We start from the raw sequence: 18,006 nt of genomic DNA, 5'->3' as shown, positions 1-18,006 counted from the left end.
CCGTTAGGGATCCGTCAGGACGCGTGCCGGCCGGCCCGCAGGGGCGTTGCATCTGACGTGCGGTTCGCGTGATGCGGACCGCCGGAGCGCCGCGACCGCGGCCCCCCGCCGAATCTCCCGTTGGAGTCATCCGTGCTCGATCTCTGGTACGTGCTGGGCGTCATCGCCCTGTTCGCGCTCGTCGGCCTCGTGGCCGAGGGGGTGTCGAAGCTGGGCCCCGATGCCCGCGGCTCCGCACCTCGCGAAGCCGGCCGCGGAGGTGAGCGCGCATGATCGTCTTCGAGATCATCGCCTCCCTCCTCGCGGTGGCGGCCGTCGTCTACCTCGTATTCGCCCTCGTCAAGCCCGAGCGGTTCTGATGGAGGTGTGGTTCGGCATCGCGCAGGTCGCGATCCTCGTCGTCGTGCTCGCGCTCGTCCACCGCCCCCTGGGCGACTGGATGGCGCGGGTGTTCACCTCCGCCCACGACACCCGCGTCGAACGCGGGCTCTATCGCGTCGTCGGCGTCGACCCCCGCGCGGAGCAGACCTGGACGGTCTACCTCCGCAGCGTGCTCGTGTTCTCCGCCGTCGGCGTGCTCGCGCTCTACCTGCTGCAGCGCACCCAGCAGTTCCTGCCGTACGCGCTCGGCCTCCCGGCCGTGCCGGAGGGGCTCGCCTTCAACACGGCGATCTCGTTCGTGACGAACACCAACTGGCAGTCGTACTCGCCCGAGCTCACGATGGGCTACACCGTGCAGCTCGCGGGCCTCATGGTGCAGAACTTCGTCTCGGCGGCCGTCGGCCTCGCCGTCGCGGTCGCGCTCGTGCGCGGCTTCGCCCGACGCCGCACCGGCACCCTCGGCAACTTCTGGGTCGACGTCAACCGCGCCGTCTGGCGGCTGCTCCTGCCCCTGTCGATCGTGAGCGCCCTCGTGCTGCTCGCGGGCGGCGTCGTGCAGAACTTCGCCGGCTTCACCGAGGTGACGACGATCGCCGGGCAGACGCAGACGATCCCGGGCGGGCCGGTCGCCTCGCAGGAGGCGATCAAGCTCCTCGGCACGAACGGCGGCGGGTTCTACAACGTCAACTCGGCGCACCCGTTCGAGGACCCGACGGCGTGGACGAGCCTCGTCGAGGTCGTCCTGCTGCTCGTGATCCCGTTCTCGCTGCCGCGCACGTTCGGCCGCATGGTCGGCGACGTCCGCCAGGGCTACGTCATCCTCGGCGTCATGGGCGTGCTGTGGATCGCCGGTGTCGCGGCGACCATGGCGTTCGAACTGCAGGGCGCCGGCACGGCGCCCGAACTGGCGGGCGGCGCGCTCGAGGGCAAGGAGGCGAGGTTCGGCATCCCGCTCTCGGCGATCTTCGCCGCCTCGACAACGGGCACGTCGACGGGTGCGGTGAACGCCATGCACGACTCGTTCACGGCATTCGGCGGAATGGTGCCGCTCATCAACATGATGCTCGGCGAGGTCGCCCCCGGCGGCGTCGGCTCGGGCCTCTACGGCATCCTCGTGCTCGCCGTCATCGCGGTCTTCATCGCGGGACTGCTCGTCGGGCGCACCCCGGAGTACCTGGGCAAGAAGATCGGCCCCCGCGAGATCAAGCTCGCGAGCCTGTACATCCTCGTGACCCCGGCGATCGTGCTCGCGGGCACGGCGTTGAGCTTCGCGATCCCCGGCGTCCGCGCCGACGTCGAGTCGACGTCGATCTGGAACCCCGGCGTGCACGGTCTCTCCGAGGTGGTCTACGCGTTCACCTCGGCGGCGAACAACAACGGTTCCGCGTTCGCGGGCCTCACCGCGAACACCCCGTGGTTCAACACCGCGCTCGGCGTCGCGATGCTGCTGGGCCGCTTCCTGCCGATCGTGCTCGTGCTGGCGCTCGCCGGCTCGCTCGCGAAGCAGGATGCCGTGCCGGCCACCGCGGGCACCCTGCCCACCCACCGGCCGCTGTACGCCGGTCTCCTCACCGGTGTCGCGGTCATCGTGACCGCCCTCACCTATTTCCCCGTTCTCGCGCTGGGTCCCCTGGCGGAAGGGCTGAGCTGATATGTCCACCGAAACGAAGTCACGCTGGTCGAGTAGCGACGAAGGAGCGTATCGAGACCAGGCGGCCTCGGACGTCACCGGGTCTCGATACGGCGCTAGCGCGCCGACTCGACCGGCGGAGGGCGGCGCCGGCGCGCCGACTCGACCGACGGATGACGCCGGCGCGCCGACTCGATCGACGGGGACCGGTGCGAGCGCCTTCGGCCCGCGCGCCCTCTGGGCCGCCCTCCCCGGCGCCCTGCGCAAGCTCGACCCGCGGGCCATGGTCCGCAACCCGGTCATGTTCATCGTCGAGATCGGCGCCCTGCTCACCACGGCGATCGCCCTCGCCGAGCCGATCCTCGGCGGGCCGGAGGCATCCGGCGGCACCGAGGTGCCGTGGTCGTTCACCTGGGCGATCGCGCTCTGGCTGTGGGCGACGGTGATCTTCGCGAACCTCGCGGAGTCCGTCGCCGAAGGCCGCGGCAAGGCGCAGGCCGACTCGCTGCGGCAGACCCGCACGGCGACGACCGCCCACCTCGTGCGCGGGTACGACCCGCTGCACGATGCCGCGGCGAGCGCGAGCCTCCTCGAGGACGTGCCGTCGTCCGACCTGACGCTCGGCGACGTGGTCGTCGTGTCGGCGGGCGAGCTCATCCCGGGCGACGGCGACATCGTCGCGGGGATCGCCTCCGTCGACGAGTCGGCGATCACCGGCGAGTCGGCGCCCGTGGTGCGCGAGTCCGGCGGCGACCGCTCGGCCGTCACCGGCGGCACGCGGGTGCTTTCCGACCGCATCGTCGTGCGCATCACCTCGAAGCCGGGCGAGACCTTCGTCGACCGCATGATCGCCCTCGTCGAGGGCGCCGCCCGGCAGAAGACGCCGAACGAGATCGCGCTGAACATCCTGCTCGCGAGCCTGTCGATCGTGTTCGTGGTCGTCGCGCTCACGCTCAACCCGATCGCCTCCTACGCGGCGGCGCCAGCGAGCGTGCCGGTGCTCATCGCCCTGCTCGTCTGCCTCATCCCGACGACGATCGGTGCGCTCCTCTCGGCCATCGGCATCGCCGGCATGGACCGGCTCGTGCAGCGCAACGTGCTCGCGATGTCGGGCCGCGCCGTCGAGGCGGCGGGCGACGTCACGACGCTCCTGCTCGACAAGACGGGCACGATCACCTACGGCAACCGCCGCGCGACCGAGTTCGTCGCGCTCGACGGCGTGGAGGCCCGCGAGCTCGTCGAGGCGGCGGCGCTCGCCTCCCTCGCCGACCCGACCCCGGAGGGCGCGTCGATCGTCGAGCTCGCCGCGGCCCGCGGTACCCGCTATCCGACGGCCCCCGCCGGCGAGCCCGTGCCGTTCACCGCGCAGACCCGCATGTCGGGGCTCGACCTGCCCGACGGTTCGCGCATCCGCAAGGGTGCCGGCTCCGCCGTCATCGCCTGGATCGAGGAAGAGGGCCGGATGGCCTCGAGCCTCCTCGACGAACTGACGGCGCGCGTCGAGGAGATCTCGAACGCGGGCGGCACGCCGCTCGTCGTCGCCGAGCGCCCCGCGTCCGGCCCGGGCCGCGTGCTCGGCGTCGTGCACCTGAAGGACGTCGTGAAGGACGGACTGCCCGCGCGGTTCGCCGAACTGCGCGCGATGGGCATCCGCACGGTCATGATCACGGGCGACAACCCGCTCACGGCCGCAGCGATCGCGAAGGAGGCCGGTGTCGACGACTTCCTCGCCGAGGCGACGCCAGAGGACAAGCTCGCGCTCATCAAGCGCGAGCAGGAGGGCGGCAACCTCGTCGCGATGACGGGCGACGGCACGAACGACGCCCCCGCGCTCGCGCAGGCCGACGTCGGCGTCGCGATGAACACCGGCACGTCGGCGGCGAAGGAGGCCGGCAACATGGTCGACCTCGACTCCGACCCGACGAAGCTCATCGACATCGTGCGCATCGGCAAGCAGCTGCTCATCACCCGCGGCGCCCTGACGACGTTCTCGATCGCCAACGACATCGCGAAGTACTTCGCGATCATCCCGGCGATGTTCGTCGGGGTGTTCCCCGGCCTCGCGGCGCTCAACGTCATGGGCCTGCACTCGCCGGCTTCGGCCGTGCTCTCCGCGATCATCTTCAACGCGCTCGTCATCATCGCGCTCATCCCGCTCGCGCTCCGCGGCGTGAAATACCGCCCCCTCGGCGCGAGCAAGATCCTCGGCCGCAACCTGCTCGTCTACGGACTGGGCGGCGTCGTGGTCCCCTTCATCGGCATCTGGCTCATCGACCTCGTCGTGCGCCTCATCCCGGGCTTCTGAGCCCGGCTTCCCGAAAGGAACGCGAAGCAATGCCTTCCAACGTCCGCTCCACCGCCCGCACGGCCTGGGTCGCCGTCCGCGCCACCGCGGTGTTCACCCTCGTGCTCGGCCTCGGCTACACCGGCCTCATCACGGGCGTCGGCGCGCTCGCTCTGCCCGCTCAGGCGAACGGCTCGCTCATCGAGGTGGACGGCGAGCCGGTCGGCTCGTCCCTCATCGGGCAGTCCTTCACCGACGCCGACGGCGCCGCACTGCCCGAGTACTTCCAGTCCCGCCCGTCGGCGGCCGGCGACGGCTACGACGGCGGCGCCTCCTCCGGCTCGAACCTCGGCCCCGAGAACGAGGACCTCATCGCGGCGATCGGCGACCGGCAGGCCGCGATCTCCGAACTCGACGGCGTGCCGGCCGACGGCATCCCCGCCGACGCGGTGACGGCCTCGGGCTCCGGCCTCGACCCCCACATCAGCCCCGAGTACGCTCGCCTCCAAGTGCCGCGCGTCGCCGCGGCACGGGGGATGAGCGAGGACGAGGTCGGCCGACTGGTCGACGAGCACACCGTCGGGCGCGATCTCGGCGTGATCGGCTCGCCGGTCGTGAACGTGCTCGAGCTCAACCTGGCGCTCGACGGGCTGGAGGGCTGACGCAGATGAAGCGAGGGCGGCTCCGAGTGCTGCTCGGCGCCGCCCCCGGCGTCGGCAAGACCTACACGATGCTCGAGGAGGGCAAGCGCCTCGCCTCGGAGGGCCACGACGTCGTCGTCGCCTACGTCGAGACCCACGGCCGTGCGGCGACCGCCTCGATGACCGAGGGCCTCGAGGCGGTGCCCCGGCACGTCGAGTCGCATCGCGGGATGCGACTCGAAGAGCTCGACCTGGATGCCGTGCTCGCGCGGCATCCCGAGATCGCCCTCGTCGACGAGCTCGCCCACACGAACGCGCCGGGCTCGCGGCACGGCAAGCGCTGGCAGGACGTCGAGACCCTGCTGGATGCCGGCATCGACGTCATCTCGACCGTCAACGCCCAGCACATCGAGTCGCTCGGCGACGTCGTGCTCGGCATCACCGGGGCCGCCCAGCGCGAGACCGTGCCGGACGCCGTGCTGCGCGGCGCGGACACCATCGAGGTCGTCGACCTCGCCCCGGGGGCCCTGCGCGACCGGCTCGCGGCCGGCCTCGTCTACCCGGCCGAACGCATCGACGCCGCTCTCTCGAACTACTTCCGGCTCGGCAACCTCACGGCGCTGCGCGAACTCGCGCTGCTCTGGCTCGCCGACGAGGTCGAGCAGTCGCTCAAGGCCTATCGTGCCGAGCACGGCATCACGGGCACCTGGGAGTCGCGCGAGCGGGTCGTCGTCGCCCTCACCGGCGGTACCGAGGGCGAGACGCTGCTGCGCCGCGGCGCCCGCATCGCGGCCCGGTCCTCCGGGGGCGAGCTCATCGCCGTGCATGTGAGCGCCCCCGACGGCCTGCGCGCTCCGCATCCGGGCACGCTCACGGCCCAGCGCGCCCTCGTCGAGCAGCTCGGCGGCGCCTTCCACGAGGTCGCCGGGGAGGACGTCCCGCGGGCGCTCGTCGAGTTCGCCCGGTCGGTCGACGCCACCCAGCTCGTGCTCGGCGTGAGCCGTCGATCGCGTCTCGCCGCGCTCCTCGGCGGTCCCGGGGTCTCCCAGACGGTCATCCGCGAATCGGGCGAGATCGATGTGCACATCGTCACGCACGCCGCCGCCGGTTCCCGCCCCGCCCTGCCGAAACTCGGCGGGGCGCTCTCCCGGCAACGCCTGATCGCGGGCTTCGCGATCGCACTCGTCGTCGGGCCGCTGCTCTCGTGGCTGCTCGCGGCCTTCCACAGCGAGTCGTCGATCACGAGCGACGTGCTCGCCTACCAGCTGCTCGTCATCGTCGTCGCCCTCGTCGGCGGCATCTGGCCCGCGCTCCTCACCGCGGTGCTCTCGGGGCTCACCCTCAACTTCCTCTTCGTCGCGCCGACCGGCACGCTGACGATCGCCGACCCGCGGCAGCTCCTCGCCCTCGCCCTCTACGTCGTGAGCGCGGCGCTCGTCAGCTATGTCGTCGACCAGGCCGCCCGGCGCACGCGCATCGCGATGCGGGCCGCGGCCGAGTCGCAGCTCATCGCGAGCGTCGCCGGGTCGGTGCTGCGCGGCGAGGATGCGCTCCAAGCCCTCGTCACCCGCACGCGCGAGGCGTTCTCGCTCACGGGGGTACGACTGCTCGTCGACGACGAGCCGGTCGTCGCCGACGGCGAGCCCGCCGGGGGCGAGGCGGTCGAGATCCCCGTCGGCGCGCACGCCCGTCTCGAACTGCACGGGCGACCGCTGGATGCCTCGGAGCGGCGCCTCCTCGGCGTCATCGTCACCCAGCTCGACGCGGCCCTCGAGCACGGCGCCCTCGCCCGCGCGGCGCGGGCCGCCGACGCGCTCGCGGCGACCGATCGGGTGCGCTCGGCGCTGTTCACCGCCGTCGGCCACGATCTGCGCCGGCCGCTCACCTCGGCGAGCGCCGCCGTCAGCGCCCTCGCCGACGAGACGCTGCTCCTCGGCGAGCGCGATCGTCGCGAACTCCTCGCGACGGCGTCGGAGAGCCTCGACGCGCTCGCCGGTCTCGTGACGGATCTGCTCGATGCGAGCCGCGTGCAGGCGGACGCCCTCGCGGTGCGGCTCGAGCCGGTCGACGTCGCCGACGTCGTCTTCCGCGCGCTCGAGGAGCTCGGGCTCGGGCCCGCGCAGGTGCAGCTCGACCTGCGGGTGAATGCACCGCCCGTGCTCGCGGACCTCGTCCTGCTCCAGCGGGTGCTCGTGAACGTGCTCGCGAACGCGGTGCGGTTCTCTCCCCCCGACGAGCGGGTGCGGATCTCGGTGTCGGGCTTCCTCGGCCGCACCGAGCTGCGGGTCGTCGACCACGGCCCCGGCGTGCCGGCCGACCGGCGGGACGAGATCTTCACGCCGTTCCAGCGCCTCGGCGACACCGACAACGAGACCGGGCTCGGACTCGGCCTCGCGCTCTCGCGCGGTTTCGTCGAAGGTATGGGCGGCTCCATCGAGGCGGAGGCGACGCCCGGCGGCGGGCTCACGATCGTCGTGACGCTCGCCGACGCGGATGCCGGGGACGGCGCCCTCGCTCCGATCGCCGAGACGGGCGACGAGGATGGTGACTCGTGAAGATCCTCCTGGCCGACGACGACGCCCAGTTGCTCCGGGCGATGCGCATCACGCTGTCGGCGCGCGGCTACGACGTCGACGTCGCGCACGACGGGGCGGAGGCGATCGACGCCGTCGCGAACGGGCATCCCGATCTCGTGCTGCTCGATCTCGGCATGCCGAAGGTCGAGGGCGTCGACGTCGTGCGCGCCGTGCGCGCGTGGTCGCAGGTGCCGATCATCGTGCTCTCCGGCCGCACCGACTCGGTCGAGAAGGTCGAAGCCCTGGATGCCGGGGCCGACGACTACGTCGTGAAGCCGTTCGCGATGGACGAGCTGCTCGCCCGCATCCGCGCCCGCTCCCGTCAGGTCCCCGGCGCCGAGCGGTCGGACTCGGCGACGGTGCGCATCGGCGAGCGCGAGGTCGACTTCGCGGCGAAGACGGTGCGCGGCGGCGGGGAGCCGGTGCGGCTCACCCCGACGGAGTGGCGGCTGCTCGAGCTGTTCGTGCAGCATCCCGGCACCCTGCTGACCCGGCAGATGCTGCTCTCGGACGTGTGGGGCCCGTACCACGCGAACGACGCGGGGTATCTGCGGCTCTACGTCGGCCAGCTGCGCAAGAAGCTGGAACCGGTGCCCGCCGAACCCCGGCACTTCATCAACGAGCCGGGCCTCGGCTACCGCTTCGAGCCCTGAGCCGCGCGGCCGAGGCAGAACCGGCGCACCGGCTCGGTCGGCACCGATGCCGCGAGCTCCGCATACTCGGCCGCGGCCTCCGCGCGGCGACCGGTGCGCCACGCGAGGTCGGCGAGCGCGAGCCGGGCATCGACGGCCGCATAGGGCGCCGCGCCGGCGGCGACCTCCCGCAGCTCCGCCTCGACCCGGCGCAGCGTCGCGGTCCGCTCCCCCGACGCCGCCCCGAGCAGCGCTCGCTGCTCCTCGGCGGCGAGCCGCGCCACGATCACCGACGGCGCGCCCCACACCCGCTCGAGCGCCCGGTAGAAGCCCACCACCCGGTCCCAGTCGGTCGCGGCGAAGCTCGGCGCCGACGTGTGCAGTCCCGCGATCGCCGCCTCGAGCACGAACCGGCCGTCGCCGTGGTCCGCGGCCGCGGCGGCGTCGTCGAGCCCGGCGGCGATGAGCCGTCGGTCCCACACGGATCGGTCGACCTCGTCGAGGGGGATCGCCGCCCCGTCGGCATCCAAGCGGCCCGGCCGCCGGGCGAGGCCGAGGCGCACGACGGCGCGCAGCCCGCGCACCTCGGCGTCGTCGGGATACTCGGCCACGAGCGCGTCGGCGATCGAGAGCGCCTGCCGACCGAGGTCGTCGCGCGGGGTCTGCGGATCGAGCACGTCGCGGTGGGCGACGGTGAACATCCCGGCGACGGCGGCGAGCACGACCGGCAGCCGCACCCGCCGTTCGGGCGCCTCCGGCACCTTGAATCGGCCGCGCGCCTCGGCGAGCGCCTGCTTCGCGCGGGTCAGCCGCGCGGCGGCCGCCGTGCGCCGCACCCCGAGGTGGGCGGCGATGCGCGCGACGTCGAGGCCGCACACGACCCGCAGCGCGAGCACGAGCCGCGCCTGCTCGGTGAGCGCCGGATCGCAGGCGACGAAGAGCAGCGCGAGGCGGTCGTCGATCGGGTCGGCGCCGTCCGGGCGGGCGATGCCCTCCGTCGCGTCCACGCCATCCCATCGCGCTGCCCGCTCCCGCGCGGACGCGCCCTCGGTCTGGACGTAGCGCTGCTCGACGGCCGCCTTCCGCCGGTCGTCGAGCCACGCGCGCTTGCCGACCGTCGTGCACCACGCGCTCAACGACCCGAGCGGTGCGCCGCCCCCGCCGGCCTCGGCGACCGCCCGGGCGACGGCCTCGGCCGCGTACTCCTGGGCGTCGTCGAGGCTGCCCGTGTAGGCCGCCAGGGCGCGGACGATCCGCGGCCAGGCGTCGACGAAGTCCTCGCCGAGTGCGGCGACCGACGCCTCGTTCACGAAATCGGGAACACCTTCCGCCACTCGATGTGGCCGCCGGTCGGCACGAGCGCGGCGATGCGGCGAGCGGTCTCCTCCTCGTCGACCTCGACCATGTAGAAGCCGGAGACGACTTCGCTCGTGTCCGGGTACGGCCCGTCCGAGTAGACGGCGTCGCGCTCGGCCGCGTCCCCGTCGCCGGGGGTCACCCGCCCGCCGTGACGGGCGTTCTGCAAAGCCGCGGCCCCGACGATGCGCGCTCCGAGCCGCGCGACGGCCTCCTGGAAGGCCCGATGCTCGGGGAAGTTGGTCGACGGGTCCCCGCCGGGCACCCCGCTCGCGGCGTCGAGATAGGCGTCCGAATCCCAGTCGGGCTCGTGGATGAGATAGACGTACGTGTCGGTCATGGCGTGCTCCCCTGTCCGCGCCCTCGCGGGCCGTGACGGCCTTCGTCACACCATGCTGACGTGCTCGCCCGCCGGAATTCGACATCGCCGCACAACCAGGCCGCTCGACACCGACGCATCCCCGCCGGTCGAGCAGCGACGCACCCCGCCGGTCGAGTAGCGACGCAGGAGCGTATCGAGACCACGCAACCGGCGCCGATACGACGCTCCGCACCTACTCGACCAACGGCCCCGCGCCTACCGCCCCACGAGCCCGTCGAGCACCGCGAACCAGTGCGCAGGCGTGGCCGCGTCGAACGGCGCCTCGCCGGCGCGGGCCGCGGCGAGCACGGCATCCGCGTCGGCCTCGACCTTCGCGACGAGCTCGTCGGGGTAGCCGAACAGCTCGCGATGCTCGACGAGCTCGTCCTGGTCGACGATGACGTGCTCGCCCGTGCGGAGGCGCAGCACGTCGAGGTCGAGGTCGATGAGCGCGGCGACCGCGACCCCGTCGGCGTCGCGGAAGAGCTCGGGCTCGCTCGTGAGATCGACGTACACCTCGGTGTCATCGTGGTCGCGGTTGAACGTCGCCGCCCACCCGGCCGCCGGGAACAGCGACACGCTCCCCCAGCCCGCGGTGAACGAGCGCCCCGGCCGCTCGTAGTACGTGCCCTCCGGGAACCCGACCCAGAAGCCATGCGCGTCGCGGCCCAGCCAGACGCCGGTCTCGGCCTCCCAGTGCCGTCCGCCGTCGTACTTGCGGAAGCGCAGCAGCACCTGTTCGCCGGGCACGAGGTCGAGCGCGTCGGGCGCAATGGGGGCGTCGGTCATCCGGCCAGCGTAGGCCCGCCCGGCATCCCCGCAGGCGATGCCGCCTACCCTGGAGGGGTGGAGTGCGCGTATTTCGATGCGGGGGTCTGCCGCTCGTGCAGCCTGATGGGCCGCCCCTACGACGCGCAGCTCGCCGACAAGCAGTCGCACGCCGAGGAACTGCTCGCGCCCTTCGGCGTCGGCGACTGGCTCGCGCCGGTCGCGAGCCCCGAGGCCGCCTACCGCAACAAGGCGAAGATGGTCGTGGGCGGCACGATGGATGCCCCGACGATCGGCATCCTCGACGCCGACGGCCACGGCGTCGACCTCGAGGCCTGCGGCATCTGCTCCCCCGGCCACCGGGCCGCGTTCCCCGTGCTCGCGCGCTTCATCGGACTCGCGAGGATCGCGCCGTACGACGTGCCGAGCCGGCGCGGCGAGCTCAAGCACCTCATCCTCACCGAGTCGCCCGACGGCGAGCTCATGATCCGCTTCGTGCTGCGTTCGACCGAGCCGGTCGGGCGCATCCGCAAGCACCTGCCGGCCCTGCTCGCCGAACTGCCGAACGCGCGCGTCGTGTCGGCCAACATCCTGCCCGAGCACAAGGCGGTGCTCGAGGGCGAGCAGGAGCTCGTGCTCACCGAGCACGACACCCTGCCGATGCGGCTCAACGACGTGACGTTGCACCTGCGACCGCAGAGCTTCTTCCAGACGAACACCGTCATCGCGGAGGCCCTCTACGGGGAGGCGCGCGATTGGATCCGCGACCTCGCCCCGGACTCGGCGTGGGACCTCTACTCGGGCGTCGGGGGGTTCGCGCTGCACCTCGCGTCCTCCGCGGGCACGCCGACGGGCACCGAGGTCACCGGCATCGAGACGAGCGTCGAGGCCGTCGCGAGCGCCGAGCTCTCCCGCACGGACGCCGCGCTCGAACGGGTGCGCTTCGCCGCCGGCGATGCCACGGCCTTCGCGCTCGGCGCCGCGCCCCACGAGGTGCCCGACCTCGTCGTCGTCAACCCGCCGCGGCGCGGCATCGGCGCCGAGCTGGCCGCCTGGCTCGAGGCGTCGGATGCCTCGCACGTGCTCTACTCGAGCTGCAACGCCGCCTCGCTCGCCCGCGACCTCGCGGCCATGCCGAGCCTCCGCCCCGTCAAGGCGCGCGTCTTCGACATGTTCCCGCAGACGACGCACTTCGAGGTCATGGTGCTGCTCGAACGCCGCCTCCAGCCGGTCGAGTAGCGACGCAGGAGCGTCTCGAGACCACGCGACGGTCTCGATACGGCGCTGCGCGCTTACTCGGCCGACGGGACCATCCGCCGGTCGAGGAGCGACGCAGGAGCGTCTCGAGACCACGCGACGGTCTCGATACGGCGCTGCGCGCCTACTCGACCAACGGGATCGGCGCTGCGCGCCTACTCGACCAACGGGATCGACGCTGCGCGCCGACTCGACCGACGGCGCCTACTCCGCCGGCAGGGTCGCGGTCAGTCGAGCGAGCTCCGCGAGCCGCGCCTCCCGCGAGCGCGGCACCCCGGGCACGCCGGGCCGCTGCTGGTCCGGGCGCGGACCGGCCAGCGGCCGGTAGTCGACGCCGCGGGCATCCAACCAGTCGAGATAGCCGGGCAGGCGCGACTCGAACCCGGCCGCCGGACGCCCGTTCCACGCGACCTCGGCGAACGCACCGAGCCGTGGGAAGACGGCGTAGTCGAGCCGCTCGCGGGTGTCGAGGTGCTCGGTCCACACGTTCGCCTGCACGCCGATCACCCGATCGGAGAACCACGCCGGCGCATCGGCCGGCACCGGGTCGAACGACGCGACATCCTCGAGCGAGAGGACGGTGCCGACCGGGATCGGCTCCTCCGGCGCATCCGACTGCCGGTAGTCGAGGTAGGTCCAGAGGTCGGGGCAGAGGATGACGTCGTGGCCGAGCCGCGCGGCGAGTCCGGCGCCGACCGGCCCGCGCCACGAGGCGACCACGGCATCCGCCGCCGGCGCGGCGCCCTCGAGCATCTCGTCCCAGCCGAGGATGCGGACGCCGCGGCGACCCAGCCGGTCGGCGAGCGCGCGCAGGAACCACGCCTGCAGCTCGTGCCCGTTCGCGAGGCCGCGCTCGGCGAGGAGCTCGTGCGTGCGCGGGTCGGCCTCCCACCGGGACTTGACGGCCTCGTCGCCGCCGATGCCGACGAGGTCGCCGCCGAACACGTCGACGACCTCCTCGAGCACGTCGCCGACGAACGCGACGGTCGCCGCCTCGGCGTTCAGCACCTCGTCGGTGATCCCGAAGCGCGTCCACGGCTCGCGGTTGCGGGCGGCGACTTCGGCCGGGTCGCCGACGCCGAACTCCGGGTAGGCGGCGAGGATCGCCTTCGCGTGGCCGGGCACGTCGATCTCGGGCACGAGCCGGATGCCGCGGGCCGCCGCGTAGGCGACGAGGGCGCGCAGCTCGTCCTGCGTGTAGTGCCCGGCGTGGTGCCGGCCGTCGAGGCCGGCATTCGGCCCGTGCCCGAGCTGCGACGCCGAGCGCCGGCCGCCGACCTCGGTCAACTGCGGGTACCGGCGGCTCTCGAAGCGCCACCCCTGGTCGTCGGTGAGGTGCAGCTGCAGCACGTTGAGGCCGTGCGCGGCGAGGAGGTCGATGAACCGCTCCAGCTCGGGCAGCGGTCGGAACCGGCGCGCGACGTCGAGCATGACCCCGCGCCACGCGAACCGCGGTTCCCCGTCGAGCCGTAGCGGTGCGCGATCGCCCGCGGCCGTGCTCACTTGCCGGCGGCGAGTTCGGCGGCGCGGGCGATGGCCGCGGCGGTCGCCGAGTCGAACGTCTGCCCGAAGCCGGCGGTCTCGAAGACGGCGATCGCGCGCTCGGTGGTGCCCTTCGGGCTCGTGACACGACGGCGCAGCTCGGCGGGCTCCTCGCCCGTCGCCGCGAGCAGTTCGCTCGCACCGCGGAACGTGCCCTGCACCATGAGCGCGGCCTGCTCGGGCGTGAAGCCGAGGTTCACCGCGGTCGCGGTGAGCTGCTCGATGAGGAAGAACACGTACGCGGGACCCGAGCCGGAGATCGCCGAGAGCGCGTCGATCTGCGACTCCGGCAGCACGATCACCTCGCCGACCGTCTCGAAGAGGGCGACGGCGAGCGCGAGGTCCTCCTCGCCCGTGCGGCTGCCGCCCGCGACGCCCGTGACGCCCCGGCCGACGAGGGCGGGCGTGTTCGGCATCGAACGCACGACCGAGACGTGGGCCGGGAGGATCGATTCGAACGTGTCGAGCGTGACGCCTGCGGCGACCGACACGACGACCGCGCCCTCGTCGAGGGAGCCGGCGATCTCGCGGAGGAGGTCGGGGACCATGGCCGGCTTCACCGCGACGACGACGAGCTTCGCCCCGGCGACGGCGGAGCGGTTCGCGTCGGCGTCCTCGTCGGTCGCGTAGGCCGTGATGCCGTCGCGGCCCGCGTACGCCGCGGCGGCCTCGGCGCTGCGGTTCGTCGTGCGGATGCCCTCGACCTCGACGCCGGGGCGCGTGAGCCCCGCGATGATGGCGCCGGCCATCGATCCGGCGCCCAGGAAGGCGACGACGGGCAGGGTGGTCGGGGACTCGCTCATCCGCTCATCCTATGGATGCCCGCAGCCCGGCGTCGTAGTGCGAGAGCCGTCCGGCGGCGCTCGTAGGATGATCGGCATGAGTGCTTCCGGCGGCAACAGGGCCATCATCGCGGCGTTCGCCGCGAACCTCGGCATCGCGATCACCAAGTTCATCGCGTGGGCGGTCTCGGGGTCGGCTTCGATGCTCGCAGAGGGCATCCACTCGGTCGCCGACTCCGGCAACCAGCTCCTCCTGCTGCTCGGCGGCCGGCGGGCGAAGAAGGCCGCCGACGCGGAGCATCCTTTCGGGTACGGACGCGAGCGCTTCGTCTACGCGTTCGTCGTGTCGATCATCCTGTTCTCGGTCGGCGGCGTCTTCTCGATCTACGAGGGCGTCGAGAAGCTGACCCACCCGCACGAGCTGACGAACGTCTGGGTGCCGATCGTCGTGCTGCTCATCGCGATCGGACTCGAGTCGTTCTCGCTGCGCACGGCGATCCACGAGTCGCGGGCGGTCAAGCCGAAGGGCCAGAGCTGGGTGCAGTTCGTGCGCCGCGCGAAGGCGCCCGAGCTGCCCGTCGTGCTGCTGGAAGACGTCGCGGCGCTCATCGGCCTCGTCTTCGCCCTGCTCGGCGTCGGCCTGACGGCGATCACGCACAACCCGATCTTCGACGCCCTCGGCACGCTCATGATCGGCACGCTGCTCGTGGTCGTCGCGATCGTCCTCGGCATCGAGACCAAGAGCCTCCTCGTCGGCGAGGGCGCGAGCGACGCCGATGTGCAGGCCATCGAGGCCGCGATCATGGACGGCCCGGAGATCGAGAAGATCATCCACATGAAGACCCTCTACCTCGGCCCCGACGAGCTGCTCGTCGGCGCGAAGCTCGGCTTCCCCGCGGAGCTCAAGCTCGGCGAGGTCGCCCTCGAGACGAACACCGTCGAGGAGCGCATCCGCGCCGCCGTGCCCGCCGCCCGGGTCATCTACATCGAGCCGGACGTGTACCGGGACCCGAACGCCGTCGCCCCCTCGACCGAGGCGATCGTCATCAAGAGCGTCGACTGACGCGCGCCCGCATATCCTGAGCCGATGCCCGACCGCACCGCCCTCGTCCTCCGTCACGACCTCGAGATCGGCCTCGGCAATCTCGCCGCGACGCTCGAGTCCCACGGCTACGCGATCGACGTCGTCGACGTCCCGACGGCCGACCTCAGCGGCCTCGACCCGCTCGCCGCCGACCTGCTCGTCGTGCTCGGCGGCGAGGAGGGCGCGTACGAGACCGACCGCTTCCCCTACCTCGTCGACGAGATCCGGATGCTCCGCGCCCGCATCGCCGCCGAGGCCCCGGTGTTCGGCGTGTGCCTCGGCGCCCAGTTGACGGCCGCCGCCCTCGGGGCCCGGGTCTACCGCGGCCCGGCGAAGGAGGTCGGCTGGCGCTCGATCCGACCGACCGACGCGGGCTTCGACTCCCCCGTGCGCCACGTCTTCGGCTCGCCGATGATGCAGTGGCACGGTGACACGTTCGACCTGCCCGAGGGCGTCACGCGGCTCGCCGGCAACGACGCGTACGAGAATCAGGCTTTCGGCATCGACGGCTGGCTGCTCGCCGTGCAGTTCCACCCCGAAGTCGACGCGCAGATCGACGCCGCCTGGCTGGCGCGCTGGGGCCACGAGCTGCCCGAGCTCGGCCTCGACCTCGACGAACTGCGCGACATCGGCACGATGCGCCGCCCCGCCGCGCAGGTCGTGTCGGCGGCCATGCTCGGCGAGTTCCTCGACGGACTGCCCGCCCGCGCCGCCTGACCCGGCCCCCTCAGCGCCGGGCTTCGAAGAACTCGACGAGCAGGGCCGAGGATGCCTCGGCGTCGACGCCGGCGTAGACCTCGACGCGGTGGTTGAGGCGCCGGTCGCGCAGCACGTCGTAGACGCTGCCCGCGGCGCCGGCCTTGTCGTCCCACGCCCCGAAGACGACCGTCGGGATGCGCGCCGCGAGGATCGCACCCGCGCACATGACGCACGGCTCGAGGGTGACGACGAGCGTCGCGCCTTCGAGCACCTTGTCGCCCGCCGCGGCGGCGGCCCGTCGGATCGCGAGCACCTCGGCGTGCGCGGTCGGGTCGCCGAGCAGTTCCTTCTCGTTGTGCGCGGCGGCGACGACGCTCCCGTCGGGGCCGAGCACGAGCGCGCCCACCGGCACGTCTCCGGCGGCTCCCGCCGCGCGGGCCTCGTCGAGGGCGAGCCGCATCCAGTCGGCGTGCATCGAGGAGTGCTGCACGGCTGCTCCCTTCCGGTTCCGCCGCGGCCCGCTCGAGCCGAGAACCGCAGGTCCGCGCGTCGATCGCGCTGGGCGCGCGCCCAGGGCGCGTCGCTAGGATCGAGCCTATGCGAGTCCACGTTGCCGACCACCCGCTGATCACCCACAAGCTGACGGTCCTGCGCGACGTGCAGACGCCGTCGGTGACGTTCCGTGAACTCGTCTCCGAGCTCATGACCCTGCTCGCCTACGAGGCGACCCGAGACGTGCGCGTCGAGTCGGTCGGGATCACGACGCCGGTCGCGCCGACCACGGGCGTGCGCATCGCCGACCCGAAGCCGCTCATCGTCCCGATCCTGCGCGCCGGGCTCGGCATGCTCGACGGCATGGTGAAGCTCCTGCCGAGCGCCGAGGTCGGCTTCCTCGGCATGGCCCGCAACGAAGAGACGCTGCAGCCCACGACCTACGCCGAACGGCTCCCCGACGACCTCTCGGGACGGCAGTGCTTCGTGCTCGACCCGATGCTCGCGACGGGCGGCTCGCTCGCCGCGGCGATCAAGTTCCTCCTCGACCGCGGCGCGACCGACGTCACCGCGATCTGCATCCTCGCCGCCCCCGAAGGCCTCGCGGCCGTCGAGGCGGCGACCGAGGGGCTCGACGTGAAAATCGTGCTCGGCGCGGTCGACGAGCGCCTCAACGAGAACGGCTACATCGTGCCGGGCCTCGGCGACGCGGGCGACCGCCTCTACGGCACCGTCTGACACGGCCGGAGCTCCGCTCCTCGGACCCCGTCCGCGAGACGCCACGACGTCCCGCGCGGCGGGGTCCCGTCGTCTCCCGCGTCATCTTCGATCGCAGAACCTTCGGCCCTCGCGGCGCCTTCGCGCGAGAAGTTCTTGCGATATTCGATGAACTCCTTCCTCATCGCAGGCTCTGCGATCATGACGAAGAATGTCGTCGCACGTCGCCGACCGACGCTCGACATGGCGCATCGCATTCGGCGACACACGTCCGGTGGGGGACGTCACCGTTTGACACCTGCGACGACGTCGGCTTGACTGCCACCCATGACCGACAACGCGCGAAACCTGACCGCCCCCGAGGCGAACAGGACCGCCCCCATGATGATGGCCGGCGGGGCCGTCATGTGTTGTCGAATGTGCCGCTGACCGCGAACCCGAGTTCCACCGTCCGGCCTTCCGCCCGCTGATCCGCGCGGGCAGGCCGCCGAGGTCGCATCCGGCACCTCGTTCCACGACCCCGATCGGGTCGGTATTCCGCGCACCCCGGCGTCCCGGCCGGCGCGCACCCGCGCATCCCGTCGATGCATCCCTCGCAGAGGACACTCCCATGACGATCACGCTTCCCAACCTTCCCGCCGCCTCGACCACCGCCTCGACCGTCGAGGCCGACCTCGCCGAGTTCGCGGAGCTCACCGGCCTGCTCGGCCAGCTCGGCGCCGCACCGGCCCGCGCCGCGCACCCCCGCCTCCCCGGTGCCGGCGTCACGCCGCTCGCCGCCCGCCCGCGCCTCTCGACGCCGCG

At 72.8% G+C, this 18,006-nt stretch carries 18 protein-coding genes; 12 read left to right on the top strand and 6 right to left on the bottom strand.

Going from position 1 to position 18,006, the window contains the following annotated elements:
* Positions 1 to 132: 132 nt before the first annotated feature.
* The 7 genes from GB864_RS05775 to GB864_RS05745 all read left to right on the top strand — a co-directional run bounded on the left by GB864_RS05775 (position 133) and on the right by GB864_RS05745 (position 8,165).
* Positions 133 to 273, top strand: a complete 141-nt coding sequence (locus tag GB864_RS05775; RefSeq protein ID WP_160423399.1) for a hypothetical protein — start codon at positions 133 to 135, stop codon at positions 271 to 273.
* Positions 270 to 359 carry a potassium-transporting ATPase subunit F gene (locus GB864_RS05770; RefSeq protein ID WP_160423398.1) on the top strand — a complete coding sequence of 30 codons (90 nt, stop codon included), beginning with the start codon at positions 270 to 272 and terminating at the stop codon, positions 357 to 359. The genes GB864_RS05775 and GB864_RS05770 overlap by 4 nt, the downstream gene beginning before the upstream one ends.
* Positions 359 to 2,032, top strand: a complete 1,674-nt coding sequence (gene kdpA, locus GB864_RS05765) for a potassium-transporting ATPase subunit KdpA (protein ID WP_160423397.1) — start codon at positions 359 to 361, stop codon at positions 2,030 to 2,032. The genes GB864_RS05770 and kdpA overlap by 1 nt, the downstream gene beginning before the upstream one ends.
* 262 nt (positions 2,033 to 2,294) lie before the next feature.
* Positions 2,295 to 4,316: a potassium-transporting ATPase subunit KdpB gene (gene kdpB / locus GB864_RS05760; RefSeq protein ID WP_236778909.1), complete on the top strand. Its 2,022-nt coding sequence runs from the start codon at positions 2,295 to 2,297 to the stop codon at positions 4,314 to 4,316.
* 29 nt (positions 4,317 to 4,345) lie between these two features.
* On the top strand, positions 4,346 to 4,957 hold the full coding sequence (gene kdpC / locus GB864_RS05755; protein WP_160423395.1) for a potassium-transporting ATPase subunit KdpC: 612 nt from the start codon (positions 4,346 to 4,348) through the stop codon (positions 4,955 to 4,957).
* A 5-nt stretch (positions 4,958 to 4,962) separates the two neighbouring features.
* On the top strand, positions 4,963 to 7,491 hold the full coding sequence (locus tag GB864_RS05750) for an ATP-binding protein (RefSeq protein ID WP_160423394.1): 2,529 nt from the start codon (positions 4,963 to 4,965) through the stop codon (positions 7,489 to 7,491).
* Positions 7,488 to 8,165 carry a response regulator gene (locus tag GB864_RS05745; RefSeq protein ID WP_160423393.1) on the top strand — a complete coding sequence of 226 codons (678 nt, stop codon included), beginning with the start codon at positions 7,488 to 7,490 and terminating at the stop codon, positions 8,163 to 8,165. Before GB864_RS05750 ends, GB864_RS05745 begins: the two co-directional genes overlap by 4 nt.
* Here the strand turns inward: GB864_RS05745 and GB864_RS05740 are convergent.
* The 3 genes from GB864_RS05740 to GB864_RS05730 all read right to left on the bottom strand — a co-directional run bounded on the left by GB864_RS05740 (position 8,147) and on the right by GB864_RS05730 (position 10,650).
* Positions 8,147 to 9,454 carry a DUF6596 domain-containing protein gene (locus tag GB864_RS05740; RefSeq protein WP_160423392.1) on the bottom strand — a complete coding sequence of 436 codons (1,308 nt, stop codon included), beginning with the start codon at positions 9,452 to 9,454 and terminating at the stop codon, positions 8,147 to 8,149. The two genes, GB864_RS05745 and GB864_RS05740, sit on opposite strands and share 19 nt — an antisense overlap.
* Positions 9,451 to 9,840: a YciI family protein gene (locus GB864_RS05735; protein WP_160423391.1), complete on the bottom strand. Its 390-nt coding sequence runs from the start codon at positions 9,838 to 9,840 to the stop codon at positions 9,451 to 9,453. Before GB864_RS05735 ends, GB864_RS05740 begins: the two co-directional genes overlap by 4 nt.
* A 237-nt stretch (positions 9,841 to 10,077) precedes the next feature.
* Positions 10,078 to 10,650, bottom strand: a complete 573-nt coding sequence (locus tag GB864_RS05730; protein ID WP_160423390.1) for a ribonuclease FAU-1 family protein — start codon at positions 10,648 to 10,650, stop codon at positions 10,078 to 10,080.
* 57 nt (positions 10,651 to 10,707) lie between these two features.
* On the opposite strand from GB864_RS05730, the gene rlmC reads away from it, so the two are divergent.
* The gene (gene rlmC / locus GB864_RS05725) at positions 10,708 to 11,868 is read left to right on the top strand and encodes a 23S rRNA (uracil(747)-C(5))-methyltransferase RlmC (RefSeq protein WP_160423389.1); all 1,161 of its coding nucleotides are present in this window, start codon (positions 10,708 to 10,710) and stop codon (positions 11,866 to 11,868) included.
* Between the two features lie 222 nt (positions 11,869 to 12,090).
* Here rlmC and GB864_RS05720 read toward each other — a convergent pair whose 3' ends face one another.
* Together GB864_RS05720 and proC are read right to left on the bottom strand one after the other, a co-directional pair.
* Positions 12,091 to 13,389, bottom strand: a complete 1,299-nt coding sequence (locus tag GB864_RS05720; RefSeq protein ID WP_336603891.1) for a beta-N-acetylhexosaminidase — start codon at positions 13,387 to 13,389, stop codon at positions 12,091 to 12,093.
* Positions 13,386 to 14,231 (bottom strand): pyrroline-5-carboxylate reductase, encoded by an 846-nt coding sequence (proC, locus tag GB864_RS05715; protein WP_160423387.1) that lies wholly within the window; start codon positions 14,229 to 14,231, stop codon positions 13,386 to 13,388. Before proC ends, GB864_RS05720 begins: the two co-directional genes overlap by 4 nt.
* Before the next feature lie 76 nt (positions 14,232 to 14,307).
* On the opposite strand from proC, the gene GB864_RS05710 reads away from it, so the two are divergent.
* Both GB864_RS05710 and GB864_RS05705 read left to right on the top strand, forming a co-directional pair.
* Positions 14,308 to 15,273 carry a cation diffusion facilitator family transporter gene (locus GB864_RS05710; protein WP_160423386.1) on the top strand — a complete coding sequence of 322 codons (966 nt, stop codon included), beginning with the start codon at positions 14,308 to 14,310 and terminating at the stop codon, positions 15,271 to 15,273.
* Between the two features lie 24 nt (positions 15,274 to 15,297).
* Positions 15,298 to 16,011 carry a glutamine amidotransferase-related protein gene (locus GB864_RS05705; protein WP_160423385.1) on the top strand — a complete coding sequence of 238 codons (714 nt, stop codon included), beginning with the start codon at positions 15,298 to 15,300 and terminating at the stop codon, positions 16,009 to 16,011.
* A gap of 10 nt (positions 16,012 to 16,021) precedes the next feature.
* Here the strand turns inward: GB864_RS05705 and GB864_RS05700 are convergent, their stop codons facing one another.
* Positions 16,022 to 16,468, bottom strand: a complete 447-nt coding sequence (locus tag GB864_RS05700; protein ID WP_419672771.1) for a nucleoside deaminase — start codon at positions 16,466 to 16,468, stop codon at positions 16,022 to 16,024.
* Positions 16,469 to 16,590: 122 nt separating this feature from the next.
* Here GB864_RS05700 and upp point away from each other — a divergent pair, with 122 nt between their 5' ends.
* Together upp and GB864_RS05690 are read left to right on the top strand one after the other, a co-directional pair.
* On the top strand, positions 16,591 to 17,223 hold the full coding sequence (upp, locus tag GB864_RS05695) for a uracil phosphoribosyltransferase (RefSeq protein ID WP_160423384.1): 633 nt from the start codon (positions 16,591 to 16,593) through the stop codon (positions 17,221 to 17,223).
* Between the two features lie 589 nt (positions 17,224 to 17,812).
* Positions 17,813 to 18,006 (top strand): hypothetical protein (locus GB864_RS05690; RefSeq protein WP_202107005.1); only part of this gene is annotated, 194 nt, incomplete at its 3' end.

Origin of the sequence: Agromyces seonyuensis (genome assembly GCF_009789225.1) — a bacterium.
GTDB classification, from domain to species: domain Bacteria; phylum Actinomycetota; class Actinomycetes; order Actinomycetales; family Microbacteriaceae; genus Agromyces; species Agromyces seonyuensis.
Note: the sequence above shows the minus strand (reverse complement) of the source record. Positions and strands in the feature narration are given on the sequence as shown.

What these genes read in the sequence shown, in the direction of transcription:
- GB864_RS05705 (WP_160423385.1), top strand. Translation starts at nt 15,298, where the DNA reads ATGCCCGACCGCACCGCCCTCGTCCTCCGTCACGACCTCGAGATCGGC.
- kdpA (WP_160423397.1), top strand. Translation starts at nt 359, where the DNA reads ATGGAGGTGTGGTTCGGCATCGCGCAGGTCGCGATCCTCGTCGTCGTG.
- kdpC (WP_160423395.1), top strand. Translation starts at nt 4,346, where the DNA reads ATGCCTTCCAACGTCCGCTCCACCGCCCGCACGGCCTGGGTCGCCGTC.
- GB864_RS05750 (WP_160423394.1), top strand. Translation starts at nt 4,963, where the DNA reads ATGAAGCGAGGGCGGCTCCGAGTGCTGCTCGGCGCCGCCCCCGGCGTC.
- upp (WP_160423384.1), top strand. Translation starts at nt 16,591, where the DNA reads ATGCGAGTCCACGTTGCCGACCACCCGCTGATCACCCACAAGCTGACG.
- GB864_RS05710 (WP_160423386.1), top strand. Translation starts at nt 14,308, where the DNA reads ATGAGTGCTTCCGGCGGCAACAGGGCCATCATCGCGGCGTTCGCCGCG.
- GB864_RS05730 (WP_160423390.1), bottom strand. Translation starts at nt 10,650, where the DNA reads ATGACCGACGCCCCCATTGCGCCCGACGCGCTCGACCTCGTGCCCGGC.
- GB864_RS05735 (WP_160423391.1), bottom strand. Translation starts at nt 9,840, where the DNA reads ATGACCGACACGTACGTCTATCTCATCCACGAGCCCGACTGGGATTCG.
- kdpB (WP_236778909.1), top strand. Translation starts at nt 2,295, where the DNA reads ATGGTCCGCAACCCGGTCATGTTCATCGTCGAGATCGGCGCCCTGCTC.
- GB864_RS05700 (WP_419672771.1), bottom strand. Translation starts at nt 16,468, where the DNA reads ATGCACGCCGACTGGATGCGGCTCGCCCTCGACGAGGCCCGCGCGGCG.
- GB864_RS05770 (WP_160423398.1), top strand. Translation starts at nt 270, where the DNA reads ATGATCGTCTTCGAGATCATCGCCTCCCTCCTCGCGGTGGCGGCCGTC.
- proC (WP_160423387.1), bottom strand. Translation starts at nt 14,231, where the DNA reads ATGAGCGAGTCCCCGACCACCCTGCCCGTCGTCGCCTTCCTGGGCGCC.